Here is a 22,851-nt window from a genome sequence, read left to right as displayed (position 1 = left end):
TATTATCGGTTAATTTTTAAAAATCTTAAACCAGAACGCCTAATAACCTTGCTTTTTAGCCGCCGGTAACAGTTCCGGATTGGATCAGAGAACGGTCTTACAATTTACCTTGACTAAGGACAAGTTGAAGTTAGAGAATAGTAAATAAAGGAGGTGACAAATATGGCAGGCGGAGACGTCAAAATTAATATTATCTTTTGGAGCATGTACGGCCATGTGTACCGTCTGGCAGAGGCAGTTGCCGAAGGCGCCAGGGAAGTGCCGGGCGCGCAGGTCAACCTCTTTCAGGTTCCGGAGACGCTTTCTGATGAGATTCTGGCCAAGATGGGCGCTGTCGAGGCCAAGAGGCAGTTTGCCCATCTGCCGGTAGCCACGATGGAGAATCTGGCCGAAGCAGATGCCGTTATTTTTGGTACGCCCACGCGCTTTGGTATGATGTGCGCCCAGATGCGGGCCTTTCTCGATGCGACCGGCGGGTTATGGAGGAGAGGGGCCTTGATTGGGAAGGCAGGGAGTGTATTTACTTCCACGGCCACCCAGCACGGGGGCCAGGAGTCAACCATCCTTAGCTTCCATACCACACTCTTACATCACGGGATGATTATAGTGGGCGTGCCCTACTCTGAAAAAGGACTGCTGGTTGTCGATGAGGTCTCCGGCGGCAGCCCTTACGGGGCCTCCACCATAGCCGGCCCGGAGGGGAGCCGCCATCCGACTGAAAATGAACTGGCCATCGCCCGTTTTCAGGGCAAACACGTAACCGAGATCACAAGGTATCTGGTTTTGGGGAAGGGAGGTGAGACCCATGTTATCAAGGATACCCATCAATCTGGATAAGGTAAAGGCAAAGGATCTGGACAAGGAGATACTGCGGGCGGCGATAATAGCGGAATTAGATGCCATAAATCTGTATGAGCAGATGGCGGCGCTGACCCAGAACAAAAACCTTAAAAAAATACTTTTAGACGTTGCCAGAGAGGAAAAGACGCACGTGGGAGAGTTTCAGGCCCTGCTGTTAAAAGAAGATAAGGAGCAGGTAGAGGAACTGGAAGAGGGCAGAAAGGAAGTGGAGGAAGAACTGGCAAAATAAGAGATAAAGGAGGGATGTCAATGGAAACATCGAGATTATATACCCTGCCGGAGCTGCCTTACGGATATAGGGACTTGGAACCGCACATATCAGAAGAACAACTAAGGATACACCACGACAAACACCATCTGGCCTACGTTAATGGCGCCAATGCCATACTGGAGAAGCTGGATAAGGCCAGAAAAGACGGCGCTGATCCGGATATGAAATCGACCCTAAAGGAACTCTCATTCCACATAGGCGGACATCTGTTGCACTCATTATTCTGGAGCAATTTAGCGCCTGCTGGCAAAGGCGGTGGAAAGCCAGGTGGCGCTTTAGGAGCGGTACTAGAGAAGGAGTTCGGAGGTTTTGAAAGGTTCAAAAAGGAAATTACCCAGACGGCAGTGAGCGTAGAAGGCTCCGGGTGGGCGGCGCTTACCTTCTGCCGTAAGACCAACAGGCCCATTATTATGCAGGTGGAAAAGCACAATATAAACGTTTATCCGATGTTTAAAATACTCATGGTTATTGATGTCTGGGAGCATGCGTATTACCTGGATTACAAAAACGAGAGGGCCAAATTTGTCGATGCCTTCTGGGACATTGTTAACTGGGAGGAGGTGAATAAGAGACTGGAGGGATTATGAAAGGAAGGGTATCTGCTGATGTTGAGGGTAACTTTGAGGTTCAGGAACTCGAAGAGGACATGTACATCGTTTGTCCTAACTGTGGCCATCTGAATACGTATAACGCAGAGAAGGCCCAGGATGGATTCTTCTACTGCGAAAATTGCGGGTTTCAACTGGTCGCCCCGGAATAAAGATTGTGGATAGCTCTAGTTTCACCATCCCAGAGATTTAAGGCTCTCTCGCAGGATTCGTACTGAATTCTGCAAGGCGCGGACTTCTCCATCGCTTAAAGACGCGGTGATTACTCTTTCAATACCACTTGCGCCAACTATACTGGGGAGGGAAAGGCAGACATTGGAGATGCCATAGTAGTCTTCGACCAGGCTGGAGACCGTAAGTATGCTATGCTCATCCCTGATGATGGACTCGACAATGCGTGTCAGGGCCAGGCCTATGGCATAATAAGTGGCACCCTTCTTGGTTATGATATCATAAGCAGCCTTCTTAACATTTTCGAATATGGTGTCTTTGGTAGCCTTTGGGCACTGGCGGTCACAGATGGAACAATATTCGTGCAGAGGGATGCCGGCTATGTTTACCCGGCTCCAGACCGCTACTTCACTGTCGCCATGTTCACCAATAATATAGGCGTGTACACTGCGCGGGTCTATAGCGCAATTTCCAGAAAGTAGGAAACGAAAGCGTGAACTATCCAGAACAGTCCCTGAGCCTATTACCTGGCCGGGAGGAAGCCCGGATACCTTAAGGGCCGCATAGGTCAAAATATCTACAGGGTTGCTGACCATCAGAAGTATGGGAGAGGGGTTAAATTCCAGAATTTTTGGGACGATTTCCTCTATACCCGCGGCGTTCCTTTTAGCCAGGTCCAGCCTTGTTTCCCCGGTTTTTTGGGGGGCGCCGGCGGTTATAACCACTACCTGGGCATCCCGGCATAATTCATAACCGCCGGACTGTATATTCATCGGCGATAAAAAAGACAGGCCATGGTTTAAGTCCATGGCCTCTCCTTCAGCCCTTTCCGGCGTCCTGTTGATAAGGGCCAGTTCCCGTACCGTACCCTTGATAGTAAGGGCATACGCAAATGATGAACCCACCATTCCTGTGCCTATGACGGCTACCTTAGGAGATAGTTTCTTGTCGTTCATGGCCTGACCTCCCTGCCCTCAGCTAATTTTTTCCACTTGCCTTTATTTGTATTCTAACGCATTATCGGTATGCAGGCTATGATTTTACGCTACTTCCTATTCCTCCATATCCATAAAAGCATTGCTCCGAAACAACCATGCTGAGAACCAACGAGACTACGAGCGCTGGCCCGGAAATCATCGATAGGTTGCGTCATGCTTAAAGACTATTTAAAACAGATAGCCGATACCGGCACACGGGGGGATGCACGGGAAGAAAGCTATTACCAGGTCCTGAAATCTCTTCTTGATGAGTATTGCGGTTCAATTGGAAAGAAAAATTTTCATATAACAATTCTTCCCAAAAAGACGGAAGCGGGCAATCCGGACTTCAGAGTATGGGACGGCAAGCAACATATCACGGGATACATTGAGGCTAAAGACCCTACTATTGAAGACCTTGACAGGATAGAGGAAACAGAGCAGCTAAAGAGATACTTGCATACTTTCCCGAATGTTATTCTTACCAATTTCTTTGAGTTCAGGCTTTACCGTAACGGTGTCAGGACGGATAAGGTCCTCATCGGAAGGCCATACGTAGTTCATAAGCTAAAAACTATCCCACCTCTCGAAAAGGAACCTGAATTCCTGCAACTGCTGGAAAAGTTTTTTTCCTTTTCATTGCCGAAAGTATATGACGCAAAGAACCTTGCCGTTGAACTTGCCAAAAGGACACGCTTTTTAAAGGATGAGGTTATAGCACAGGAACTGAGGGAAGAACAGAGTGCAGGCAAGGGATTTATCCGGGGATTTTACAAGGCTTTTAAGGATTATCTTATCAGCGGCCTTACGGAAGATGAATTCTCGGATCTTTACGCACAGACTATCACCTACGGCCTATTTGCAGCCAGGACTCGTTCAGAAAATGGCTTCAATAGGAAACTCGCCTATTACAACATACCTCAAACAATTGGAATATTGAGAGACGTTTTCCAGTTTGTTTCATTAGGCGCCCTCCCTCAGCAGATGGAATGGATTGTTGATGATATTTCGGAAATCCTTTCCCTCACGGATGTCACCAAAATACTTCATCAATTCTTCCATGAGGGTAAGGGGAAAGACCCTATCGTTCATTTCTACGAAACCTTCCTTGCCGCGTATGACCCGAAGACAAGGGAGATGAGGGGGGTGTATTACACGCCTGAGCCTGTGGTTTTCTACATAGTTCGCTCTTTGCACAACATCCTTAAAGAGCAGTTCAGTAAACCTGACGGATTTGCAGACAGGAACGTGACTGTCTTAGACCCCGCAGCAGGAACGCTTACCTTTTTGGCAGAGGCGGCAAAACTTGCAATTGATGAATTTGTTTCCAAATACGGAGAGGGAGGCAGGGAGAATTTCATAAAAGAACATATCCTGAAAAACCTCTATGCCTTTGAATTGATGATGGCCCCCTATGCCGTCGGGCATTTGAAGATGTCTTTCCTTTTGGAAGAATTAGGGTACAGGTTGCAGAGGGATGACCGAGTGAAACTTTATCTTACCAATACGCTCGAAATGGAAGAGGTGGCCCAAACAGAGCTGCCCGGGATGGCCTCATTATCTGAAGAGTCTCATCTGGCCGGTCTGGTGAAGAAAGAACAACCAATACTCGTGATCCTGGGAAACCCGCCTTATTCGGGACATTCATCAAATATCGGTGAATGGATTTCAAGCGAGATTAAGGCTTATTATCAAGTCGATGGGAGACCGCTTAATGAAAAGAACCCCAAGTGGCTTCAGGACGATTATGTTAAGTTCATCCGTTTTGCCCAGTGGAAGATCGATCAGGCAGGCCAAGGGGTACTCGGGTTTATTACGAACCACAGCTATCTCGATAATCCGACTTTCAGGGGGATGCGTCAGTCGCTGATGCGGAGTTTCGACGAGATGTATATCCTTGACCTGCACGGCAACAGCCTCAAGAAGGAAAAAAGTCCTGACGGGTCAAGAGATGAGAATGTCTTTGATATTCAACAAGGAGTTGCTATTGCTATCTTTATCAAGAAAACCCCTCTTGGCAAGGGGGGGATAAAAGGCGGGTCAAAAGTTTTCCATTTCGAACTATGGGGGCTCAGAGAAAAGAAATACAATTGGCTTAATAAGCATGATATTACAACAACCAAATGGAAGAAACTTTCCCCTAAATCCGAATTCTATCTGTTCTTCCCCCGCGATGAAAAGTTGTCGTCTGTTTATGAAAGGTACATGAAGATTACCGATATCTTTCCGGTGAGCAGCGTAGGGATCGTAACGTCACGCGATGAATTCGTTATTGATTTTGATCGGGATCGGCTGCGTAGAAGAATGTCGCAGTTCAGGGATAAGAAATTACCTGATGAAATAATACAACAGACTTATAAGCTGAAAGATAAAACTAACTGGAAGCTGAGAGATGCAAGGGAGAGTGTTGCCAAGGACACTGACTGGGATCAAACTATTACAAAGATCTTGTATCGCCCATTCGATGAACGATGGATTTTCTACCACGAAGCGGTCATTGAGCGATCCCGGAAAGAAGTGCTGGGACACATGTTACTGGAAAATGTGTCATTATGTTTTATGAGACAGGTTTCCTTGGAAGAGAGTTATAGCCACTTTTTTGTGAGCAAACATATTGTAGATAATAGAACCTTTATGAGCAGTAGGGGGATTATACAACAAGCCCCCCTTTATCTTTACAATGACAAAGAAAAACCAGTGAAGCGATCCTTTGGCGGCGTGTTGATGCTGTTTGAACCAAAGGCAGATTATGGAGTGAAAAAGACTAACTTATCTGCCAAGGTTATTAATGAATTATCAAAAGCCTATAAGAAAACTCCTTCCCCTGAGGAAATCTTCTATTACATCTATGCTGTTCTTTATGCCGAGACATACAGGACAAGGTATGCAGCGTTCCTGAAGATAGACTTTCCAAGGGTGCCGTTTACAAAGGACTATAAGCTGTTCAAGAAAATATCTGAATACGGCAACAGGCTTGTTGACTTGCACCTGCTTAAATCCGCTGACCTCGATTCGCCGATTGCAAGATTTCAGGGGAAAGGGGACAACAGGGTAGAAAAGTTGAGATATGAATTATTCGAAAAATCTCCCCTTAACCCCTCTTCGCCAAAGAGGGGAAGTAGGGATTCTTCTCACAATATCCCCCCGTTAGTAAAGGGGGGTGAGGGGGGATTTGGTCTCCTTTTCATCAACAAGGCACAATACTTTGAAGGCATTCCCCCTGATGTATGGGCTTATCAAATCGGCGGTTATCAGGTCTGCGATAAATGGCTGAAGGATAGGAAGGAACGGATACTGTCCCTTGATGAGATACAGACTTATTGCCGGATTGTCACTGCGATATGGAAGACTATTGAGATACAAAGAGAAATCGACGGCTTTTATAAAGATATAGAGAACACAATTTAATATGACAAATATTCTGATTAGAAGGGGTTCAGCTACAGATCTGTCGGCAGCTCTTTCATCTCCCGGTAGGTAAAGACCGGGCCGTCCACACAGGTCAGTTGGTGACCAATGCTGCAATGCCCGCACTTGCCCACCCCGCATTTCATGTGTCTTTCCAGGGTGGAGATAATATCATCTTCAGAAAATCCCATCTTGAGAAGATCCATAACTACAAAGGAGATCATCACCGGTGGGCCGCAGATAATAGCCAGGGTGTCCTGACCGGAGAGGTCGGCCTTGTTCCATAAGGTAGTGACCGGGCCTACGCTCCCCCTCCATTTTGAATCCGGACGATCCACAGTCACCAGGACTTTAACGTCCCTTTCTTTGGGCCAGCGGGACAGTTCATGCCTGAAGGGAATATCGGATGGGGTTCTCGCTCCATGCAGGATAGTAACCCGGCCGAATTCCGTTCTCTTATCCAGTACATAGTTAATCAGACTGCGCAAGGGAGCCAGCCCTATGCCTCCGGCCACAAACAACAGATTCTTCCCGATCAGCCTTTCCACGGGAAAACTCCGGCCATAAGGCCCTCGCAGACCAATCTCATCACCAACCTTGTGTCCATGTATCTTCCCGGTTAAAGAGCCGGCCTTTTTTATGCTTAACTGCAAATTTCCCGGTTGAGTAGGGGAAGAGCTTATGGATATCGGGACCTCACCGGCCTGAAAGACGGAGACCATCATGAACTGCCCGGGCCGGAAGGAAAAGGACTTTTTCAATCCCCTGTCCTTAAACGCCAGGGTAAAGGTTCTTATATCGCCGGTTTCTTCCTTTATATCCTTAATAACGGCAATATGCGGGAGATAGATATTGTTGCTCATCTCTGTTGCCCTACGAACTTCTTAGTCTTCTATATTTTCTGCTGTGCCGGGTATCTTCAGTTGGCAGCCAAGTGCCCTGGCAATCGCCTCCTTATCCACCATACCCATTTCAACCAATTGAGCGCCCAGGGGCTTCCCGGTCGCAGCCTGTTTCTCTATTGCCAAATCCAAATCTTTCCGGCTGATGATCCCGGCCTCAAGGAGCAGTTCCCCTAGTCTCCGATGGGCGGGGGCAAGCGCCCTCTCTTTCTGTTCACAGATCAGGCGGATGAAGCTGAGCATGTCTATACGGCCAAAACAGATGTCCGCGCAGCGGCCGCAGCCCACGCAACTGGGGATGTTATACTTCTGTTTGTCATAGAACAACTTGTGATAAAAGCGCCTTTTTATCCGTTGGGCCTTATCCTGACGCGGGTTGTATCCTCCGGCCAATCTGCTAAAGCCGGCAAAGGTGCAGGCATCCCAGGTTCTGAGGCGTTCCCCTTCTTTCTCGGAACCTGGGCTATCGAATATATTGAAGCAGTAGCAGGTGGGGCAGACATAGGCACAGCCTCCGCAGTTCTGACAGCGGCTGCCCAGTTCTTCCCATATAGCCGGCGCAACCTCCTGGTTTATGAGTTTTTCTATGGCGGCATCGAAATCGAGGCGGTGCCGGAATTTACCCTCCGATTCCAGGACTACCTCATACTGCGCGTCTATGTCCGTTTGCGTAGCCGGACGGAAAAAGTAAGACCATCCGGCCAGGAGTTCCCGGCCCCGCGGCCGGCCGTTCTCCACAAAGAATCTATCCCCGAGATCTGTTAACTGGATATCATAGCCGTAAGTCAAAAAAGGGCCGCTCTGGGCGCTCTTGCAGAAGCAGTTTTCTCCGGGCTGATTGCAGCCTAAGTTGATAAGGATGGTATCCTTGCGCCGGTCCAGGTAATATTTGTCCTTCAGGCCTTCCTGAAAGATCAGGTCGTAAAAGAGTATTCCCCGCGTGTCACAGGAGCGAAGGCCGAAAATGACCCGGGGCGTACTGTCTGCCGCATCTTTGAATGTATAACCGGATTTATCATAACGGTACGCAAAAAGTGTCTCCACTTGTGGCATGAAGAAACGCTTGGGAGAGAGGATGGGTCGATTGGTCAGATCGATACGGACATCATCTACAGATGAAATAACCTCGAATAACGTATCCCCATAGGTATTCCGGACCGGCGCTATGAGTTCAAATCCCTTGGTTATCTTGCGCAGGAAGCTGTTCAGGTGTTCTTTGTACAGGATGAGTTTATCGGTCATCATTTCACCTTTTCCAGACGCACGGCGCATATCTTCAGCTCCGGTATCCGGGCCTGGGGATCGACGGCATTGTTGGTCAATACATTGGCCGGGGCTTCCCGGAAGTGGAAGGGCATAAAGAGCATTTTACCGGGGAGGCCCTCGACTAATCTGGCCCTGGTAACTACCTCTCCGCGAGGCGAGATGACCTTGACCGGCTCTCCATTTATTATTCCCAATGCCCGCGCATCTGCGGGGCTTATTTCTATAAACCCTTCCGGGCATTCTCGTTTCAGTATGGATATCCTTCTGGTCATACTGCCGGTATGCCAGTGCTCATAGACGCGTCCCGTTGTCAAGGCAAAGGGATATTCCTTATCAGGTGATTCGTCCGGCGGCCGGTAAGCGATACAGGAAAATAGCCCCTTACCCCGCGCAAATGATTTTTTGTGCAGATATGGCGTTCCGGGATGGTTGCGATCGGGACATGGCCATTGTAGCCCCTGGACTGTCTCCAGCCGATCATAATAAACGCCCCCATAGATGGGGGTGAGCAAGGCGATTTCCTCCATGACCTCGGCCGGAGATTCGTAGTCCATGGGGTATCCCATGTGCCGGGCCAGCTCGATAATTATCTGCCAGTCCGGTTTAGCTAGGTGGACGGGCGGGACGGCCTTTCGCATCCTCTGAATGCGCCGCTCCGTACTGGTTACCGTGCCATCTTTCTCGGCAAAGGCGGCGGCGGGCAGGACCACGTCTGCGACTTCCGCGGTTTCGGTAAGGAAGATATCCGCCACGGCCAGAAAATCCAGGTTTTCTAAGGAAGTCCTGACGTTTTTCATATCCGGATGACTTAACATGGAGTTTTCTCCCATGATAAACATCCCCTTTATTCTCCCTGTCTCATGGAGCATATCCACACTGCTTAAACCAGGGGCGGTAGGCAGATCGGTATTCCAGGCCTGTGAAAATTTATCCAGAACTGCCGGATCATCAACCCTCTGGTAGCCGCTCAGCATTCCGGGCAGGGCGCCCATATCACAGGCCCCCTGTACGTTGTTTTGCCCGCGCAAGGGAAATACACCGGTAATTTCCTGTTCTACGTGGCCGGTCATCATGGCCAGGTTGGCGATGGACTCCACGTTGTCCGTGCCGGAAACATGCTGGGTAATCCCCATGGAATATATAATAATGGCCCTTTTGGCGCCGGCATACATCTTGGCGGCCTGTCTCAGGTCTTCCAGAGATATGCCGCTTATCGCCTCCACCTGGCCTAGGTCGAAACGGGAGAGGAATTTCCTGAATTCTGAGAAATTCTCTGTGCGCATCTTGATAAAAGAGTCATCTACCAGCCCTTCATCCAGGATGATTTTCATCATGCCGTTCAGCCATATTACGTCTGTACCCAGGCGGGGTCTTAGATAGATATGGGCGAATTTGCTGAGTTCGATGCGTCTGGGGTCTATGACGATCAGTTTGGCGCCTTTGTCCAGGGCCTCGAATATGAAGCGGGCAATCTGCGGGTGTTGTTCAGTGGTGTTAGAGCCGGTGACCAGGATGACCTCGGCCCCGGCCAGTTCAGAGATGGAGTTGGTCATGGCCCCGGAACCAAAGGCATTGGTCAACCCCAGGACGCTGGGAGAGTGGCAGAGGCGGGCGCAATGGTCGATGTTGTTGGTTTTTAGAATGGTGCGGCCGAGCTTCATTAAGAGATAATTTTCTTCATTGGTGCATTTGGCCGAGGAGAGTATGCCTATGGATTCGCCCCCATAATTTTTTTTAAGCCTGAGAAGTTCATGGGAGATGCGCTTTAGGGCCTGGTCCCAGCCGGTCTTGACCAGTTTTCCGTTTTTTCGGATCAATGGTTCGCGCAGCCGCTCCGCATGCCGGACGTGCTCTATACTGTTCCATCCCTTCACGCACAGGTTGCCGCGGGAGATGGGGTGTTTTTTACTGGGAGTGACACCCACTATCCTCCCGTTTTCTACGTGCAGATATAATCCGCAGCCGCAGGCACAGAAAGGGCAGGTGGTTAAGACGCTATGCATGGGTGATTCCTCTACGGGAGGATTCTCAGTTATATATGTACTATCGGCAGGGGATGAGACAGACTTAACCTTAAAACACGTTCAAACGTTCGAACGTTTACAGCGGTAAAAAGTATTTGCATTTATGACCGTTAGAGTATAGTAACTACAGGCAACGTCACTGGTCATTAGTCATCGGTCATTGGTTAGGTGCGGGAAATTGCCGCCTTTTACCAGTGACAAATGACTATTGACTAATGACATTCATTATTGTCAACCTACTAAAAGTAAATAAGATATTGGGAGATATACATTATGGACACCTTACAGGAAAAATTTTCCAGGCTGGACCGGCCTGAGATTTTGCAGTACATATTTCACCCCCGCAAGGATTACTCAGACCATGCGCCGGAAGGTATCATAGAACATTTCATCTCTGTGGATGGAGGCGTACAGATCGGCGCGCGTATGCACCTCACCGTTCCCGATGCCCCCCATATCCTTTTTTTTCATGGCAATGGCGAGATAGCCAGCGACTATGATGACATTGGGCCTGTATACAATCGCTGCGGCTTTAGTTTTATCGCCGTTGATTTTCGTGGATATGGAAAGAGCACGGGTGAACCTACGGCCGGCTCCATGCTCCGTGACGCCCATGCTGTGTATAAGGATATTAAAGGGTTTCTAAAGGAAAGCAACCGAACCGGCCCGCTTGTATTGATGGGACGTTCCCTGGGCAGCGTATCCGCCATTGAACTGGCAGCGTCTTATAACGATGAGATTGCCGCTCTTATCCTGGACAGCGCCTTTGCCAGTACGGTTGCCCTTCTGGGGCGTATCGGTGCTCCAGGTTCCGATCTGGGGATATCAGAAGAAGACGGCCTAATTAACGTCAAAAACATAGTCAAGGTCACAAAGCCCACACTTATTATCCACGGTCAACGCGATGCCCTCATCCCTTTAACCGACATAGAGGTGCTTATGTCTTACGCCGGCGCCAAGAAGAGGCAGCTCATCGTGGTGCCGGGCGCAGACCACAATGATATTATAACCAGGTGCGGCGAGGCTTACTTCCAGACCATTCGGAACTTTGTCATCGGGCGGAAACGAACGTATTTTCGTGACCTAAAAAAAACTTGAGCCAGTTAAGGCCGAATTTCATCAGCTCGACGTCGTCTGCCCTCAGTTTTTTTATGACCTTGGAGGGCACTTTGAATCTTTTGAGGAAGGTGCTTTCAAAGACGAAACTTCTGAATGCGTCGAGGTTGTAACAGGCCATAAAGGCCATTTTTCGCTTCTGTTCCGCATTCTTTTCCAGCGTCCACGGCGCCTTCCGGATCAAGGTGTCAAACTCTACCCAAAGGTCGTTCATAAGATTAAAGGTCGCAATCTCCTGATCCCGGACCCACTCCGCCACCGTCCACTCCCGGCTTTCATTATGACCAAGGCAGTGCTCCGCCCGATGGACAAAATAATAATCTTTTGGTCCGGTTTCAGGGAGGCCTCTATCCACGGCGCGCTCCAGAGGATACATACGGCAGGCCGTAGGGCGGTCTTCATATATAGTGCAGCCGGCCTCACCTAAAAAGGGACAGGTGCGTTCCGTGTTGTCGGCCATCTTTAACGTGACTGTCGGGAAGAAAGGATTGTCCCGGTAGGCCATAATAGTATGTTTATCCAGGAAGGCGTCTGAAGAAAGCCCCAGGCGACTTTTCAGGCGGATAATGTCGTAGGGATAGAGGAGCAGGTCAACTCTGCGACAGCAGAGCATGAAACAGGCCACACCCGGATGGCAGGCGAATCGAAACGTCCCCTCACCAATCGGCGACATACCTGCTGGGAAGACTTTTTTATCCATATATGCAATCCTATTGCCACGGCAATTAAACAGATTAAGCCCCCCTCACCCCCCTTTCCCAAAGGGGGAGGTGTTTTTCCTCCCTTTGAAAAAGGGAGGTTGCGAGGGATTTAAGAATACTTTTTCAAACAGCTAAACTGATACCGTATTTGTAACTTAGACGGCATTTTTGTGCAGATAATCCTTGATAACGTCTGTATCGGCTTCCAATACTTCGCACCGCGCCTCGCGTTCCGCAAGGCCCTGCAGACCCGGCGGCAGTTCCGGTTCTCTGCCCAGGGCCTGAAAAACGGCCTCGCCAAATTTGGCCGGATGAGCGGTAGCCAGGCACACCATGGGGACATCCGGCTCACGAAGGTCCAGCCCCGCCCTTACCCCGACCGCCGTGTGAGGATCGAGAATATAGCCGGTTTCTTCATAAAAGGAACGGATAGTTTTAAGTGTGGTCGGCTGATCCACACTCCGGCTGACAAAATCCCTCCTGACAACTTCATGTTCTTCTTCTGTAAATTTCAGGTGGCCGCCTTTGCTGAAGGCCTTCATGGCCTCTCTGACCCGCTCTGCATCTTCATTATAGAAATAGTAAAGATAACGTTCAAAGTTGCTGGCCACCTGGATGTCCATAGATGGGCTTACGGTCGGCACTACTCTACCGATAGAATAATCCCCGGCATTAATAAAGCGGGTCAGGATGTTATTTTCGTTGGTGGCCAGTACCAGCCTGTGAAATCCCTTTCCCATCATCCGCCTGGCTATATAGCCGGCAAAGATGTCCCCGAAATTTCCGGTAGGGACGGCAAAACTGATCTCTTTGCGGTCTGTTTCTTCCCTGACCCGGAAATAGGCATAGAAATAGTAAACGATCTGCGCCAGGACGCGCGCCCAGTTTATGGAATTTATAGCCCCCAGGGCGTGGGTTTCTTTGAATGGGAGGTCATTAAATATGGCCTTGACGATAGCCTGGCCGTCATCAAATGTCCCCTTTATGGCGACGTTGAAGACATTGGCATCGGTCACTGTGGTCATCTGCAATTCCTGAATAGGGCTGACCCGCTTGTATGGATGGAGGATAAAGATATTGATGTTTTTTTTGCCCCTTACCCCATAGATAGCCGCACTTCCGGTATCACCGGACGTAGCCCCCAGGATGTTCATCTTCCGGCCGCCTTCGAGAAGCAGGTATTCAAAGACATTTCCCAGAAACTGAAGGGCCACATCTTTAAAGGCCAGGGTTGGACCGTGAAAAAGTTCAAGTACGTAAATCCCGTCCTTTTTGACCACAGGCGTAATCTCCGGGTGGTCAAAGGCAGTGTAAGAACGCTTTACCAGTCTTTTCAGGTCGTCGGCCTTGATATCCGTGATGAACAGGGACATGACCTTAAAGGCCAGTTCCGGATAGGATAGCCTGGCCCAACTTCTGAGTTCTCCGGCGCTTACCATAGGGATGGATTCAGGCAGCAAAAGTCCGCCATCCGTAGCCAGGCCCATAATGACTGCCTCCCGGAAGGATACCGGCTTTATTTGTCCTCTGGTGCTTATGTATCGCATTTTTTTGCCCTTGAGCCTTTTCAATACTTTTAGTTACTGAAATTTAACAGAATCAGGGCAAAAAAGAAAGGGTAGGGGAGGTAAAAATACAGAATACAGGAGACAGAATACAAGAGACGGGAAGGGCGTTTCGGGTTGCGAGTTACGAGTCTGTTAATCCGAAACTCGTAACCCGTAGCCCGGCGGCTGATTGCTGAAAGCCTGAATCTGGCCTTAGGCTGACCGTAAGCCGGAAACGGTAGTTTACGGATGGGGAGTATTTGATTTTTTCGGCCCCTTGCACTTGTTACAATATCCGGCCGTGTCATATTTCTGCCGGAGCATACAAACCTGGGGCGCTATCCTGGCCTTGAAGGTCTCGCACCATTCCGTCTTCTTGAGCTTTTCTTCTTCCATTTCTATGTGTCTGGGGATATCGCGGTAGCGGTAAGCCTTTTTCATCTTTATGACATGGTCGGATAGTCCGATATTATCGATCTGGTCACCTGTCTGGTCAACTTTATAAAAGCAGATCATAAGCGTTTTATTTTTCGATATTTTTTCAGGGATAGAATGATTACGCATTTTCTCCTCCTCTTATTGTACTGTCAAAACTTAGCCACAGAGGACACAGAGAATCGAAAAATGTACAAGTATGCCGTCTTTATTTTGTTTTTTAAACATCCTCTCTTTTCTCTGTGCTCTCTGTGGTTAATATCTTTTTTATAGAGTATCAAATTTGATGCCAGAATGAGTGCTCGTTCAAAAGAAGGCCAATTGCCCGGATAGTTGCAATTTCCGGTAGTAGGTGGGGGTGGTGAGGGGTAAGGCCGATGGGACAAAATGTCACAGGGGCAGGGGGGTTTATTGGTTAGATAATGCGCTTATTGTATGATATAGGCGGAACAGGACAAATTGCCACCCTGATGGGACAACTTGTCCCAAAAATTAGGTTATATGCAGATTGTAGGCCTTTATCTTGCGATAAAGGGTGCGGCGATCGATTCCCAATATCTTCGCAGCCTCCGATTGGTTCCCGCGGGTTACGTTGAGTATATCCTGGATATGTTTTTTCTCCAGATTTTCTAAACTGGAAGTTATGGGTATTTCTTTGCCGGACGCATAGGGGGCTGAGCGAAGACCCTCGGGCAGGTTTTCAGTCTGGATCACGGGGCCTTCGGTGAGGATGGCTGCCCGTTCCAGGACATTTTCCAGCTCCCGGACGTTTCCCGGCCAGGCATATTCCATAAGAATGCGCATCGCTTCTTTTGAGACACCAAGCGGCTTTTGGTTGTTCTCTGTGGCATGTTTCTTAAGAAAGTGTCTCACCAGCAGGGGGATGTCTTCTTTGCGGTCCTTTAATTCCGGGAGGCTTATGGGGACTACGTTTAACCGGAAATAGAGGTCTTCCCGTATTTTCCCTTCTTTAAGTAATTGTTGGAGATCATGGTGTGTAGCCGCGACAAGTCTTACGTCGATTTTAATATCTTTCGTCGCGCCTACCGGCCGGATTTCCCTCTCCTGGATAGCCCGGAGCAACTTGCCCTGAATGGAAACAGGCATATCGCCAATTTCATCCAGGAACAAGGTCCCGCCATCTGCTTCGACAAAAAGGCCCATTTTGGCATGCCTGGCATCGGTAAAGGCCCCCCGGGCGTGACCAAAAAGCTCTGTTTCCAGAAGGGTCTCGGGTATGGCCGCGCAATTGAAGGCGACAAATGGTTTATCCGCACGGGGACTGTTATAATGCAGGGCCCTGGCCACGAGTTCCTTGCCGGTGCCGCTCTTCCCGTAGATTATGACGGTGCTTTTGGCCCTGGCCACACGTCGGATCAGGGAAAATAACTCCTGCATGACCGGGCTTTTCCCGATAATGTTTGAGAAACAAAACTCTTTCGTTATTTCCTGGCGCAAGCCGGCTACTTCAAGCTGGAGCCTTCGCTCCCGGAGGGCGGCTTGTACCACAGACAGGAATTGCTGTGTTTTAAACGGCTTGGCTATGTAGTGGTAAGCCCCCTTTTTCATGGACTCCACTGCGGCCTCGATAGAACCAAAGGCGGTCATAAGTATAACCGGGACATCCTGATGATTTTCCCTTATCCTTTTTAGGAATTCCAGGCCATCCATCCCCGGCATGCGGATATCAGTGATTACCAGGTCGATATCTCCCACAGCGGAGTTAGCCATGGCGTCCTGCCCGTCAAGGGCGGTTTCCACGTCATAACCTTCTTTTTCTAATACCTTCCTGAGCATAATGGTCATTTGCACGTCATCATCAACGATGAGTACGGAATAGGGGACATCAGACATGGCTAATGGTCTCCTCCGTTCCGCTGTCCTTCAGAGGTGCACGCAGTGGAAGATGGATTGTAAATGTAGCGCCCCTATTAACCTCGCTTTCTACCTCGATGCCACCCGCGTGATCTTTGACTATCCTCAGGCAAACGGCCAGTCCCAGACCGGTTCCCTGGCCCATGGCCTTGGTAGTAAAAAAGGGGTCAAATATGGATTTTAGATTTTCTTTTTCAATGCCGCGACCGGAATCCTTTATCTGTATACAGATACACGGCGTCTCTATCCTGGAAGCGGTGGATGCTGATAATAGAGCGGTGTTTATTTGCAAAGACCCAGTCGTGGGCATGGACTGAAAGGCATTCAAAAGGAGATTGGTGAATAGTTGTCGCAGCCTGTATTTATCACCCATTAAGGGCGGCAGGTCCGGGGTTAAATTCAGTTGTATGTTATGACCCGGTTTAATCATATGTTTTAAAAGGCGGAGGGTGTCATGAATGATCTCGTTTATATTTAACGGGGCAAACTCTAAGGACGAAGGACGGGCAAAATCCAGGAGATTCTTAACCTGGTCGGATATCCTCTGGCACTGATCGATTATGGTCTCTAACTCTTCCCGCATGGGATGCTGATCAGGAAGGTCGGCCAAGAGAAACTCGGCGTTACCGGAGATAATGTTCAAGGGCGTACCGATTTCATGGGCAATACCCGAGGCAATAAGCCCCACCGTAGCCAGTTTTTCGGAGTGGATCATCTGTTCCCGTTGTTGTCTGCGTTCGGAAATGTCTCTGGCTATACCCTGAAATCCGGTTATCTTACCTTCGGCGTCATGTATGGGCTGGATATTGACCATAATGGTTTTCCCCCCACCATTCTTAGCCAGTATTTCCAGGTCTTCAACCAGGGCACGGCTGGTCTTCACCAGCGTCCTGATCTGCGCTATGGCCTTTTTTTGCGACTCCGGAGTAAGGATGTCAAAAACACTTTTACCACGTAACTCGGCAGGCGTATAACCGGTCAAAACACTTATGTTCTGGTTTACAAAGGTAATGCGACTGTATGAGTCGAGAGTGTATATCAAGTCATTTGAGTTTTCAACCAGCAAGCGGTACCGTTCTTCCGATTGTTTTAGCATCTCCAGGGCGGCGGAAAGTTCCTGATATTTTTCGGAGAGGTCTTCTTTAACCGCATAAAGTGTCTTATACGGATAGCGAATAGATGAGACAAAGACTACCCAATAGATAGTGCCATAAGCCGCGATTATGAAGAAATGAGAAAAGGGATTGTGATTTATTAGCGGGCAGTCCTCACACTGGAAGCATAATCCGCTGCTCAAGGCCTCGCTGTATGCCAGCAGGGCCAGGGCGCCCAGGAATAAGGCATTGGATTTGGATTCGGTAAACAGTTTTTTCTTATAGCAGAGGTACATAGCCACGGCGTAAAGGGGTACGGTCAAGAAATCCCGGTTGATAAGGCGGTCCGCATTTATTGGCGAGAGGGCAGATTGGTGGGCTTTTTCGCCTAGGCGAATCTGCCTATGGCACGACAGGTACGAGCCGGCGCCCACTATCAGAGTGAGGAGAACGAGAACTCCTAATAAATAGTGAAGACGTCTGCGTGTCGAAAATGTCCTGCCCACCGCGAATATACTGAACAGAAGACCTAACGGCAACAAAAGTTGACCCATAGCATAAAAACAAAGGGGATTGTTTAGTAACCCGTTGTTTTTGATAGGGGTAAGACTTTCCTGGTAGTGCATGATATGGAGCAGGCTCAAAAGGCCAACCAGCAGAAAGGCATTTCCCAGAGATAATATGAACGTGTCCCGCCGGTCGGGATAGGTATGCCAGGCCAGCAAAAAAAGGGATATGGAGACAAATACACCTAAAAATTCAGCAACGAGATGCAGGGGGGGGAATACTTTTGTTATTGATAGCGTAATCCCGGTATCATGTAAATAGCGTAGGAAGAGGACAGTAGGGAAAAAGACGACTACGGCTATAATAACTATAGTCCGCTCCAGGTGATTTGAAGTCCCTGTAGCTGACAAGCCCGCCCCGGCGGATCTATGGTTTTCCCGGCTCAATATGGGAATACCTTTCCAGGATTTAAAATATTTTTAGGATCGAGCGCTGCCTTTATCTTCTTCATGGTCTCGACAGCCAGGGGGCTGAGTTCAAGCCCCAGAAAGGGTGATTTCGTTATGCCGATGCCGTGCTCACCCGATAATGTCCCTCCCAATTCTAAGGCGGTTCGGAATATCTGCTCCTTGGCCCTTTGGGCCCTCTGCAACTCAACCCTGTCTTCCCGGTCGATCATAATATTTATATGGATATTACCATCTCCGGCATGGCCAAAACAGAGGACGATTAAGCCGTTTTCCGTACCTATGGCCTTAGCGCGGGAAACCATCTCTGCTATGCGGCTGCGCGGGACGACAATATCTTCGCTTATTTTATGGGGTTTAAGTTTAAACAGGGCCGGAGAGACGGCCCGGCGTGCCTGCCACAGGAGGGTTGCTTCGCTTTCGTTTCCGGCTGTCCGGATATCGCGGGCCCCCATTTTTTCACATAGTTGGCAGATTGTGTCTGCCTCCGCTTCTACCGCCTCTTTACGGCCGTCCACTTCTATTAAAAGCAGCGCCCCGGCTTCCCTGGGTAGCCCTAGACGAAGGTAGTCTTCAACACAGGAGATAGCGGTCTGATCCATGAATTCCAGAGCCGCCGGTATAATTCGGGCGCTGATGATACCGGAGACGGTCTGCATAGCCGTATCCAGTCTGTCAAATACAGCTAACAGGGTCTTCCGGGCCTCCGGCAAAGGGAGTAACTTCAGAATAATCCTGGTAATGATTCCCAGTGTCCCCTCAGAGCCTACAAAGAGCTTGGTTAAGTCATACCCCACCACACCTTTTCGGGTGCGCGCACCCGTCCTAATAATCCCGCCGGTGGGCAGCGCCACTTCCAGACCGGTTACATAATCTTTAGTGACACCGTACTTAACGGCCCGGGCGCCGCCGGCACATTCAGCCACATTTCCGCCTATAGTAGAAAACTTGAGGCTGGATGGATCTGGGGGGTAAAAAAGGCCGACCTTTTCTGCCTCCCTTTGCAAGTCACCGGTTATTACCCCTGGTTCTACCACCGCTATCAGGTTTTGCGTATCAATTTCCAGGATACGGTTAAGCCGGGTGAGCGCCAGGACCAGTCCTCCATTTATCGCCAGAGCGCCCCCGGTCATGCCGGTTCCGGCTCCGCGGGGTGTGACCGGAAATTTTTCCCGGTTGGCGAGTTGCATAATAGCTTCTATCTCTTCTGCTGTTCCAGGGATGGCCACAGCGTCCGGCATGTGGAAGAGATTGGTAGCGTCATAGGCATAGCAAATACGATCCTCCTGAGAGGTAAGGAGGTTTTTTTTGCCGATGATGTTTTCGATCTTAGATAATGTAGCCGGTGAAATCATATGTGTAAAGAATACAGAATACAGGAGTCAGAATTCAGAAGTCAGGATATAACCCTTGGCTTTCAGCTCTTTCTGTCTGGATTTTATAGCAGAAGGAGACCGGAAAAACACTACTTTTTTGCTTGCAGGGGAATGGCAAAGTCTCAAATATCACGCAAGGCTGCCAAGGCCGCAAAAAGAATAAAATTTGGAACTCAGGAACTCATGACAAAAGCTTTTATCACTGATTTCTGGATTTTCATCTTTCTTTTGCGGTCTTTGCGCCTTCGCGTGAGAAATTGACTTTTTACGAAGCCGTCAAATAAAACGGGGATTGGGAGGCAAGACCCCTCAATCCCCGCTCTCATGTCCTTAAAACCGATTTATTTACTTACCGTGGCACTCTCCGCAGGCCACCGGCGCTTTCTTGCCTTGTTTTTTGGCCGCCATGTGGCACTCCTTACAATTTTTGTGGAATGCCAGTTCCGGTGAGGCCATTTGCTTCTTCTCCTGTGGGGAGAGTTGGGCCATGGGTTTGGCTACACTGTGACAGCTATCGCACTTCTTTACCGCGTCGCCCTTTTTCCAGGTATTTTTGCCATCTTTATAGACATGGTGGCAGTCGGTACAGCCGATCTTCAAATCAACGGCGTGTTTCTTGTGGGTGAATTTTACCAGGCCCTTTGTATGTTTGGCATAGGCCTTACTGCTGATAGTGACCGTATCCGGCTCTGCAGCAAAGGCCACCGCTACCAGACAAAAAGAGGCGATTACAGCCATAACAATTGCTAGTTTTTTCATCTTTTTCACCTCCTTTCTTGTTAAATTCAACAACTGACGAAACAAAAGAGGCTACCCGCCCTCAGCCTTAAGCTGACTGCTGATAGCTGAACGCTGATTGCTTTATCTACTTAGACGCCTGATTTACCCGGCCGGATTACTCGAATACCATCACCTTAAAAATAGTTAGGCAGGCGTCTTACCTGTCAAGACCGGGTAGTTACGGAGTCACACACTTCGCAAATTCTATATAAAATGGCTGGAGCTTGTCAAGCTAAAAGATTCCGGGCTCACTCTTTATTTTTATGAAGCCCGACGTTTCTTAATAAAAACTAAATAGTTTTCATCCGGAAATTACGGTTAGAATTCACGCTTTCAGCCGTCAGCATGTTTGTTATCCGTTATCCGTTAACCGTTGTCCGGCATTTTCTTTCGGTAAACGGTAAACAGTGAACGGTGGACCGGCTTCATGCCGATAGCTGAGTGCCGATTGCTTTATCCAGCATTAGGCCGACCGTAGGCCGGAAATCTTGGGTTCCCGGATAGTAACTAATCAGTAGTGTCAGAGGCCGGGACGTCTGAGGCAGGCTTTTTTTGGTATAGGGCGACGGCCCGTTGGTGGGCTTCAAGGGTGCTTGAGAAATAATGTGAACCATCGTTCTTGGACACAAAATACAGAACCCTTTTTTTTACAGGATTAAGGGCTGCTTTAATTGCCGCTTCTCCCGGGCAGGCTATGGGGCCTGGCGGTAATCCCTTGACTATGTATGTATTGTAGGGGGTTGGTGTTCGTAGATCTTTTCTGGTGAGGTTGCCGTTAAAATCGCGTATCCCATAAATAACCGTCGGATCTGCCTGCAAGGGCATGCCGCGACGCAAACGGTTATGGAAGACGGCCGAAATAAGTCTCCTTTCGCCCGGGATACCGGTTTCCTTCTCAATAATGGAGGCCAGAGTTATAACCTCCCGCATAGACAGACCTTGCCTTTCAGCCTCTTCTGCATATTTCTGTGAGTATATCTTCTTAAACCGGTTTGTCATCTTACGGAGGACATCTTCCGCCTGCATGTCCCTCCAAAATTCATAGGTATCCGGGAAGAGATAACCCTCAAGACTTGACCCCTCAACTCCAAGGGATGATATAATATCCTGGTCAAAGGCCCTGGCCAGGAATTCTTGTTTTTTTACCAGTCCTTCTTTAGCGAGTGTGTCGGCGATCTGATAGATGTTGTAGCCTTCAGGGATAGTGACCATGTGCTGAATAACCCGGCCACTAGCCAATTTTTTGAGCACTTCCCAGGGGAGCATAGACGGGCTTAGTTCATATTCTCCGGCCCTTATCCGGTTGACTGACCCGGTGAGTTTTGCCAATATGGCAAATTTAAAACTGCTTCTAATAATGCCTTCGTCTTCCAATTGACGGGAAATAGTCAGAAATTTGGTCTTGGGCCGGATATAAATAACCTTTGACTTCGCATGTCTTTCCGGTGGGATATAGAAAAACGTGAAAACCTGATAGGCGAGAAAGAGCGCAACATATACACCCACCAGTGCCCGCCACCTGACATATTTCCTAATGCGATCAGGTATCCTTATCATCTGCTGTCCAAGAAACCCTGGAGTATATAGGCTGCGGCCAGGTGATTAACCACTTTTTTGCGCCTGGCGCGGCTGGCGTCACCCGCAAGAAGTGTCCTGGTAACTGCCACTGTGGAAAAACGCTCATCCCAGGTGTGGATAGGTTGCGGAATAGCCGATTTCAACTTTTCTGCAAATTCCAGAACCAAAACCGCCGCTGGTCCAAGGCTCCCGTCCGTTTTTTTAGGGAGCCCTACGACCACTTCCGTGACGTTTAACTCGCTGATAAGCCTTTTCAGGGCATCTATATCTTCCTCTTCGGTCTTCCTGGGTAAGGTCTTCAGCGGTTGAGCGGTAATGCCCAGTTCATCACTTACGGCGATGCCTATGGTCTTCGTACCTATGTCCAGACACATAATGCGCATGATTACCGGCTCCAATAAACCCTTATAGTCTTTTCGGCATCGCCGTACTGTAAGGAAAAATCACCCTGATAGGCCCGGGACAGCGCCTCCCCGATACGGCGGGCCATATGCACTCCGGTTGTCGTAATCAGAGAGTGGTCGTCTTTATCAACAATGGACATGATCCTTTCCATGGGGTGTTCTCCCTTCTCCAACTCCTCTTCATTATGGATGAGGTTCAGCAGCTCTTCACGGTGTTGTTTGAAAAAATTACCCTTGATCTCCACATACCCTGCCGGGTAGTTATCAGCGATACGCTGACAAGCAGGGCAGACCACCCTATTGGCTTCCTTCGGCGGTTTTTCCCATGACCAACGCCCGTCCTGAAAAAGGGAACCACATTCAGTACATACCGTCGGCTCCGGCCACTTGCCCCATTCTTTGTAAGTGTCGTGCCTTTTTTCCTGGACCAGCTTGTCTCTTCTTCTACCGTGTTGGCTTTTATCCATGGCAATCCTCCGTTTT

At 49.0% G+C, this 22,851-nt stretch carries 20 protein-coding genes; 6 read left to right on the top strand and 14 right to left on the bottom strand.

Annotation, left to right across the window (positions count from 1 at the left end; genetic code table 11):
* The first annotated feature begins 162 nt into the window (after positions 1-162).
* Genes wrbA through PHT49_11130 form a run of 4 tightly spaced genes read left to right on the top strand, consistent with a single transcriptional unit; the run spans position 163 to position 1,892 of the window.
* On the top strand, positions 163-837 hold the full coding sequence (gene wrbA / locus PHT49_11145) for an NAD(P)H:quinone oxidoreductase (GenBank protein MDD5452439.1): 675 nt from the start codon (positions 163-165) through the stop codon (positions 835-837).
* A complete protein-coding gene (locus PHT49_11140; protein MDD5452438.1) occupies positions 806-1,090 on the top strand; it encodes a ferritin family protein in 285 nt (94 codons plus the stop codon). The genes wrbA and PHT49_11140 overlap by 32 nt, the downstream gene beginning before the upstream one ends.
* 20 nt (positions 1,091-1,110) lie before the next feature.
* Complete coding sequence (locus tag PHT49_11135) at positions 1,111-1,719, top strand: superoxide dismutase (GenBank protein MDD5452437.1); 609 nt, start codon at positions 1,111-1,113, stop codon at positions 1,717-1,719.
* Positions 1,716-1,892: a hypothetical protein gene (locus tag PHT49_11130; protein MDD5452436.1), complete on the top strand. Its 177-nt coding sequence runs from the start codon at positions 1,716-1,718 to the stop codon at positions 1,890-1,892. Before PHT49_11135 ends, PHT49_11130 begins: the two co-directional genes overlap by 4 nt.
* Positions 1,893-1,913: 21 nt before the next feature.
* Here the strand turns inward: PHT49_11130 and PHT49_11125 are convergent, their stop codons facing one another.
* Positions 1,914-2,867, bottom strand: a complete 954-nt coding sequence (locus tag PHT49_11125) for an L-lactate dehydrogenase (protein ID MDD5452435.1) — start codon at positions 2,865-2,867, stop codon at positions 1,914-1,916.
* A 195-nt stretch (positions 2,868-3,062) separates the two neighbouring features.
* Between PHT49_11125 and PHT49_11120 the strand changes: the two genes are divergently transcribed.
* The gene (locus PHT49_11120) at positions 3,063-6,296 is read left to right on the top strand and encodes an N-6 DNA methylase (protein MDD5452434.1); all 3,234 of its coding nucleotides are present in this window, start codon (positions 3,063-3,065) and stop codon (positions 6,294-6,296) included.
* A 32-nt stretch (positions 6,297-6,328) separates the two neighbouring features.
* Here the strand turns inward: PHT49_11120 and PHT49_11115 are convergent, their stop codons facing one another.
* The 3 genes from PHT49_11115 to fdhF are packed head-to-tail and all read right to left on the bottom strand — an operon-like array spanning position 6,329 to position 10,467.
* On the bottom strand, positions 6,329-7,159 hold the full coding sequence (locus PHT49_11115; protein ID MDD5452433.1) for an FAD/NAD(P)-binding protein: 831 nt from the start codon (positions 7,157-7,159) through the stop codon (positions 6,329-6,331).
* A gap of 21 nt (positions 7,160-7,180) precedes the next feature.
* Complete coding sequence (locus PHT49_11110) at positions 7,181-8,440, bottom strand: 4Fe-4S dicluster domain-containing protein (GenBank protein ID MDD5452432.1); 1,260 nt, start codon at positions 8,438-8,440, stop codon at positions 7,181-7,183.
* Complete coding sequence (gene fdhF, locus PHT49_11105; protein MDD5452431.1) at positions 8,440-10,467, bottom strand: formate dehydrogenase subunit alpha; 2,028 nt, start codon at positions 10,465-10,467, stop codon at positions 8,440-8,442. Before fdhF ends, PHT49_11110 begins: the two co-directional genes overlap by 1 nt.
* Positions 10,468-10,761: 294 nt before the next feature.
* Between fdhF and PHT49_11100 the strand changes: the two genes are divergently transcribed.
* The gene (locus PHT49_11100; protein MDD5452430.1) at positions 10,762-11,586 is read left to right on the top strand and encodes an alpha/beta fold hydrolase; all 825 of its coding nucleotides are present in this window, start codon (positions 10,762-10,764) and stop codon (positions 11,584-11,586) included.
* Here the strand turns inward: PHT49_11100 and PHT49_11095 are convergent.
* The 10 genes from PHT49_11095 to PHT49_11050 form a co-directional block, all read right to left on the bottom strand.
* The gene (locus PHT49_11095) at positions 11,540-12,304 is read right to left on the bottom strand and encodes a YkgJ family cysteine cluster protein (GenBank protein MDD5452429.1); all 765 of its coding nucleotides are present in this window, start codon (positions 12,302-12,304) and stop codon (positions 11,540-11,542) included. The genes PHT49_11100 and PHT49_11095 overlap by 47 nt on opposite strands.
* 156 nt (positions 12,305-12,460) lie before the next feature.
* Positions 12,461-13,852 carry a threonine synthase gene (thrC, locus tag PHT49_11090; protein ID MDD5452428.1) on the bottom strand — a complete coding sequence of 464 codons (1,392 nt, stop codon included), beginning with the start codon at positions 13,850-13,852 and terminating at the stop codon, positions 12,461-12,463.
* Between the two features lie 243 nt (positions 13,853-14,095).
* Positions 14,096-14,416, bottom strand: a complete 321-nt coding sequence (locus PHT49_11085) for a hypothetical protein (GenBank protein ID MDD5452427.1) — start codon at positions 14,414-14,416, stop codon at positions 14,096-14,098.
* A gap of 363 nt (positions 14,417-14,779) precedes the next feature.
* On the bottom strand, positions 14,780-16,141 hold the full coding sequence (locus PHT49_11080; protein MDD5452426.1) for a sigma-54 dependent transcriptional regulator: 1,362 nt from the start codon (positions 16,139-16,141) through the stop codon (positions 14,780-14,782).
* Positions 16,134-18,173 carry a PAS domain S-box protein gene (locus PHT49_11075; protein ID MDD5452425.1) on the bottom strand — a complete coding sequence of 680 codons (2,040 nt, stop codon included), beginning with the start codon at positions 18,171-18,173 and terminating at the stop codon, positions 16,134-16,136. The genes PHT49_11080 and PHT49_11075 overlap by 8 nt, the downstream gene beginning before the upstream one ends.
* 32 nt (positions 18,174-18,205) lie before the next feature.
* Entirely contained in the window at positions 18,206-19,585 is a 1,380-nt protein-coding gene (locus tag PHT49_11070) for an FAD-linked oxidase C-terminal domain-containing protein (GenBank protein ID MDD5452424.1), read from the bottom strand.
* Positions 19,586-19,951: 366 nt separating this feature from the next.
* A complete protein-coding gene (locus PHT49_11065) occupies positions 19,952-20,365 on the bottom strand; it encodes a cytochrome c3 family protein (GenBank protein MDD5452423.1) in 414 nt (137 codons plus the stop codon).
* Between the two features lie 528 nt (positions 20,366-20,893).
* Positions 20,894-21,892: an endolytic transglycosylase MltG gene (gene mltG / locus PHT49_11060; GenBank protein ID MDD5452422.1), complete on the bottom strand. Its 999-nt coding sequence runs from the start codon at positions 21,890-21,892 to the stop codon at positions 20,894-20,896.
* A gap of 47 nt (positions 21,893-21,939) precedes the next feature.
* Positions 21,940-22,347 (bottom strand): Holliday junction resolvase RuvX, encoded by a 408-nt coding sequence (gene ruvX / locus PHT49_11055; GenBank protein ID MDD5452421.1) that lies wholly within the window; start codon positions 22,345-22,347, stop codon positions 21,940-21,942.
* 2 nt (positions 22,348-22,349) lie between these two features.
* A partial coding sequence (locus PHT49_11050; protein MDD5452420.1) for a BCAM0308 family protein occupies positions 22,350-22,851 on the bottom strand: 502 nt, incomplete at its 5' end.

The sequence above is a fragment of the Desulfovibrionales bacterium genome, assembly GCA_028715605.1.
In the GTDB taxonomy this organism is placed as follows: Bacteria; Desulfobacterota; QYQD01; order QYQD01; family QYQD01; genus QYQD01.
Note: the sequence above shows the minus strand (reverse complement) of the source record. Positions and strands in the feature narration are given on the sequence as shown.

Bases quoted from the DNA above. Each gene is read 5' to 3' on its own strand.
- ruvX (MDD5452421.1), bottom strand. From the start codon at position 22,347: ATGCGCATTATGTGTCTGGACATAGGTACGAAGACCATAGGCATCGCC.
- PHT49_11100 (MDD5452430.1), top strand. From the start codon at position 10,762: ATGGACACCTTACAGGAAAAATTTTCCAGGCTGGACCGGCCTGAGATT.
- PHT49_11130 (MDD5452436.1), top strand. From the start codon at position 1,716: ATGAAAGGAAGGGTATCTGCTGATGTTGAGGGTAACTTTGAGGTTCAG.
- thrC (MDD5452428.1), bottom strand. From the start codon at position 13,852: ATGCGATACATAAGCACCAGAGGACAAATAAAGCCGGTATCCTTCCGG.
- PHT49_11095 (MDD5452429.1), bottom strand. From the start codon at position 12,304: ATGGATAAAAAAGTCTTCCCAGCAGGTATGTCGCCGATTGGTGAGGGG.
- wrbA (MDD5452439.1), top strand. From the start codon at position 163: ATGGCAGGCGGAGACGTCAAAATTAATATTATCTTTTGGAGCATGTAC.
- PHT49_11120 (MDD5452434.1), top strand. From the start codon at position 3,063: ATGCTTAAAGACTATTTAAAACAGATAGCCGATACCGGCACACGGGGG.
- PHT49_11140 (MDD5452438.1), top strand. From the start codon at position 806: ATGTTATCAAGGATACCCATCAATCTGGATAAGGTAAAGGCAAAGGAT.
- PHT49_11110 (MDD5452432.1), bottom strand. From the start codon at position 8,440: ATGACCGATAAACTCATCCTGTACAAAGAACACCTGAACAGCTTCCTG.
- PHT49_11125 (MDD5452435.1), bottom strand. From the start codon at position 2,867: ATGAACGACAAGAAACTATCTCCTAAGGTAGCCGTCATAGGCACAGGA.
- PHT49_11070 (MDD5452424.1), bottom strand. From the start codon at position 19,585: ATGATTTCACCGGCTACATTATCTAAGATCGAAAACATCATCGGCAAA.
- PHT49_11115 (MDD5452433.1), bottom strand. From the start codon at position 7,159: ATGAGCAACAATATCTATCTCCCGCATATTGCCGTTATTAAGGATATA.
- PHT49_11135 (MDD5452437.1), top strand. From the start codon at position 1,111: ATGGAAACATCGAGATTATATACCCTGCCGGAGCTGCCTTACGGATAT.
- PHT49_11085 (MDD5452427.1), bottom strand. From the start codon at position 14,416: ATGCGTAATCATTCTATCCCTGAAAAAATATCGAAAAATAAAACGCTT.
- PHT49_11080 (MDD5452426.1), bottom strand. From the start codon at position 16,141: ATGTCTGATGTCCCCTATTCCGTACTCATCGTTGATGATGACGTGCAA.
- PHT49_11065 (MDD5452423.1), bottom strand. From the start codon at position 20,365: ATGAAAAAACTAGCAATTGTTATGGCTGTAATCGCCTCTTTTTGTCTG.
- fdhF (MDD5452431.1), bottom strand. From the start codon at position 10,467: ATGCATAGCGTCTTAACCACCTGCCCTTTCTGTGCCTGCGGCTGCGGA.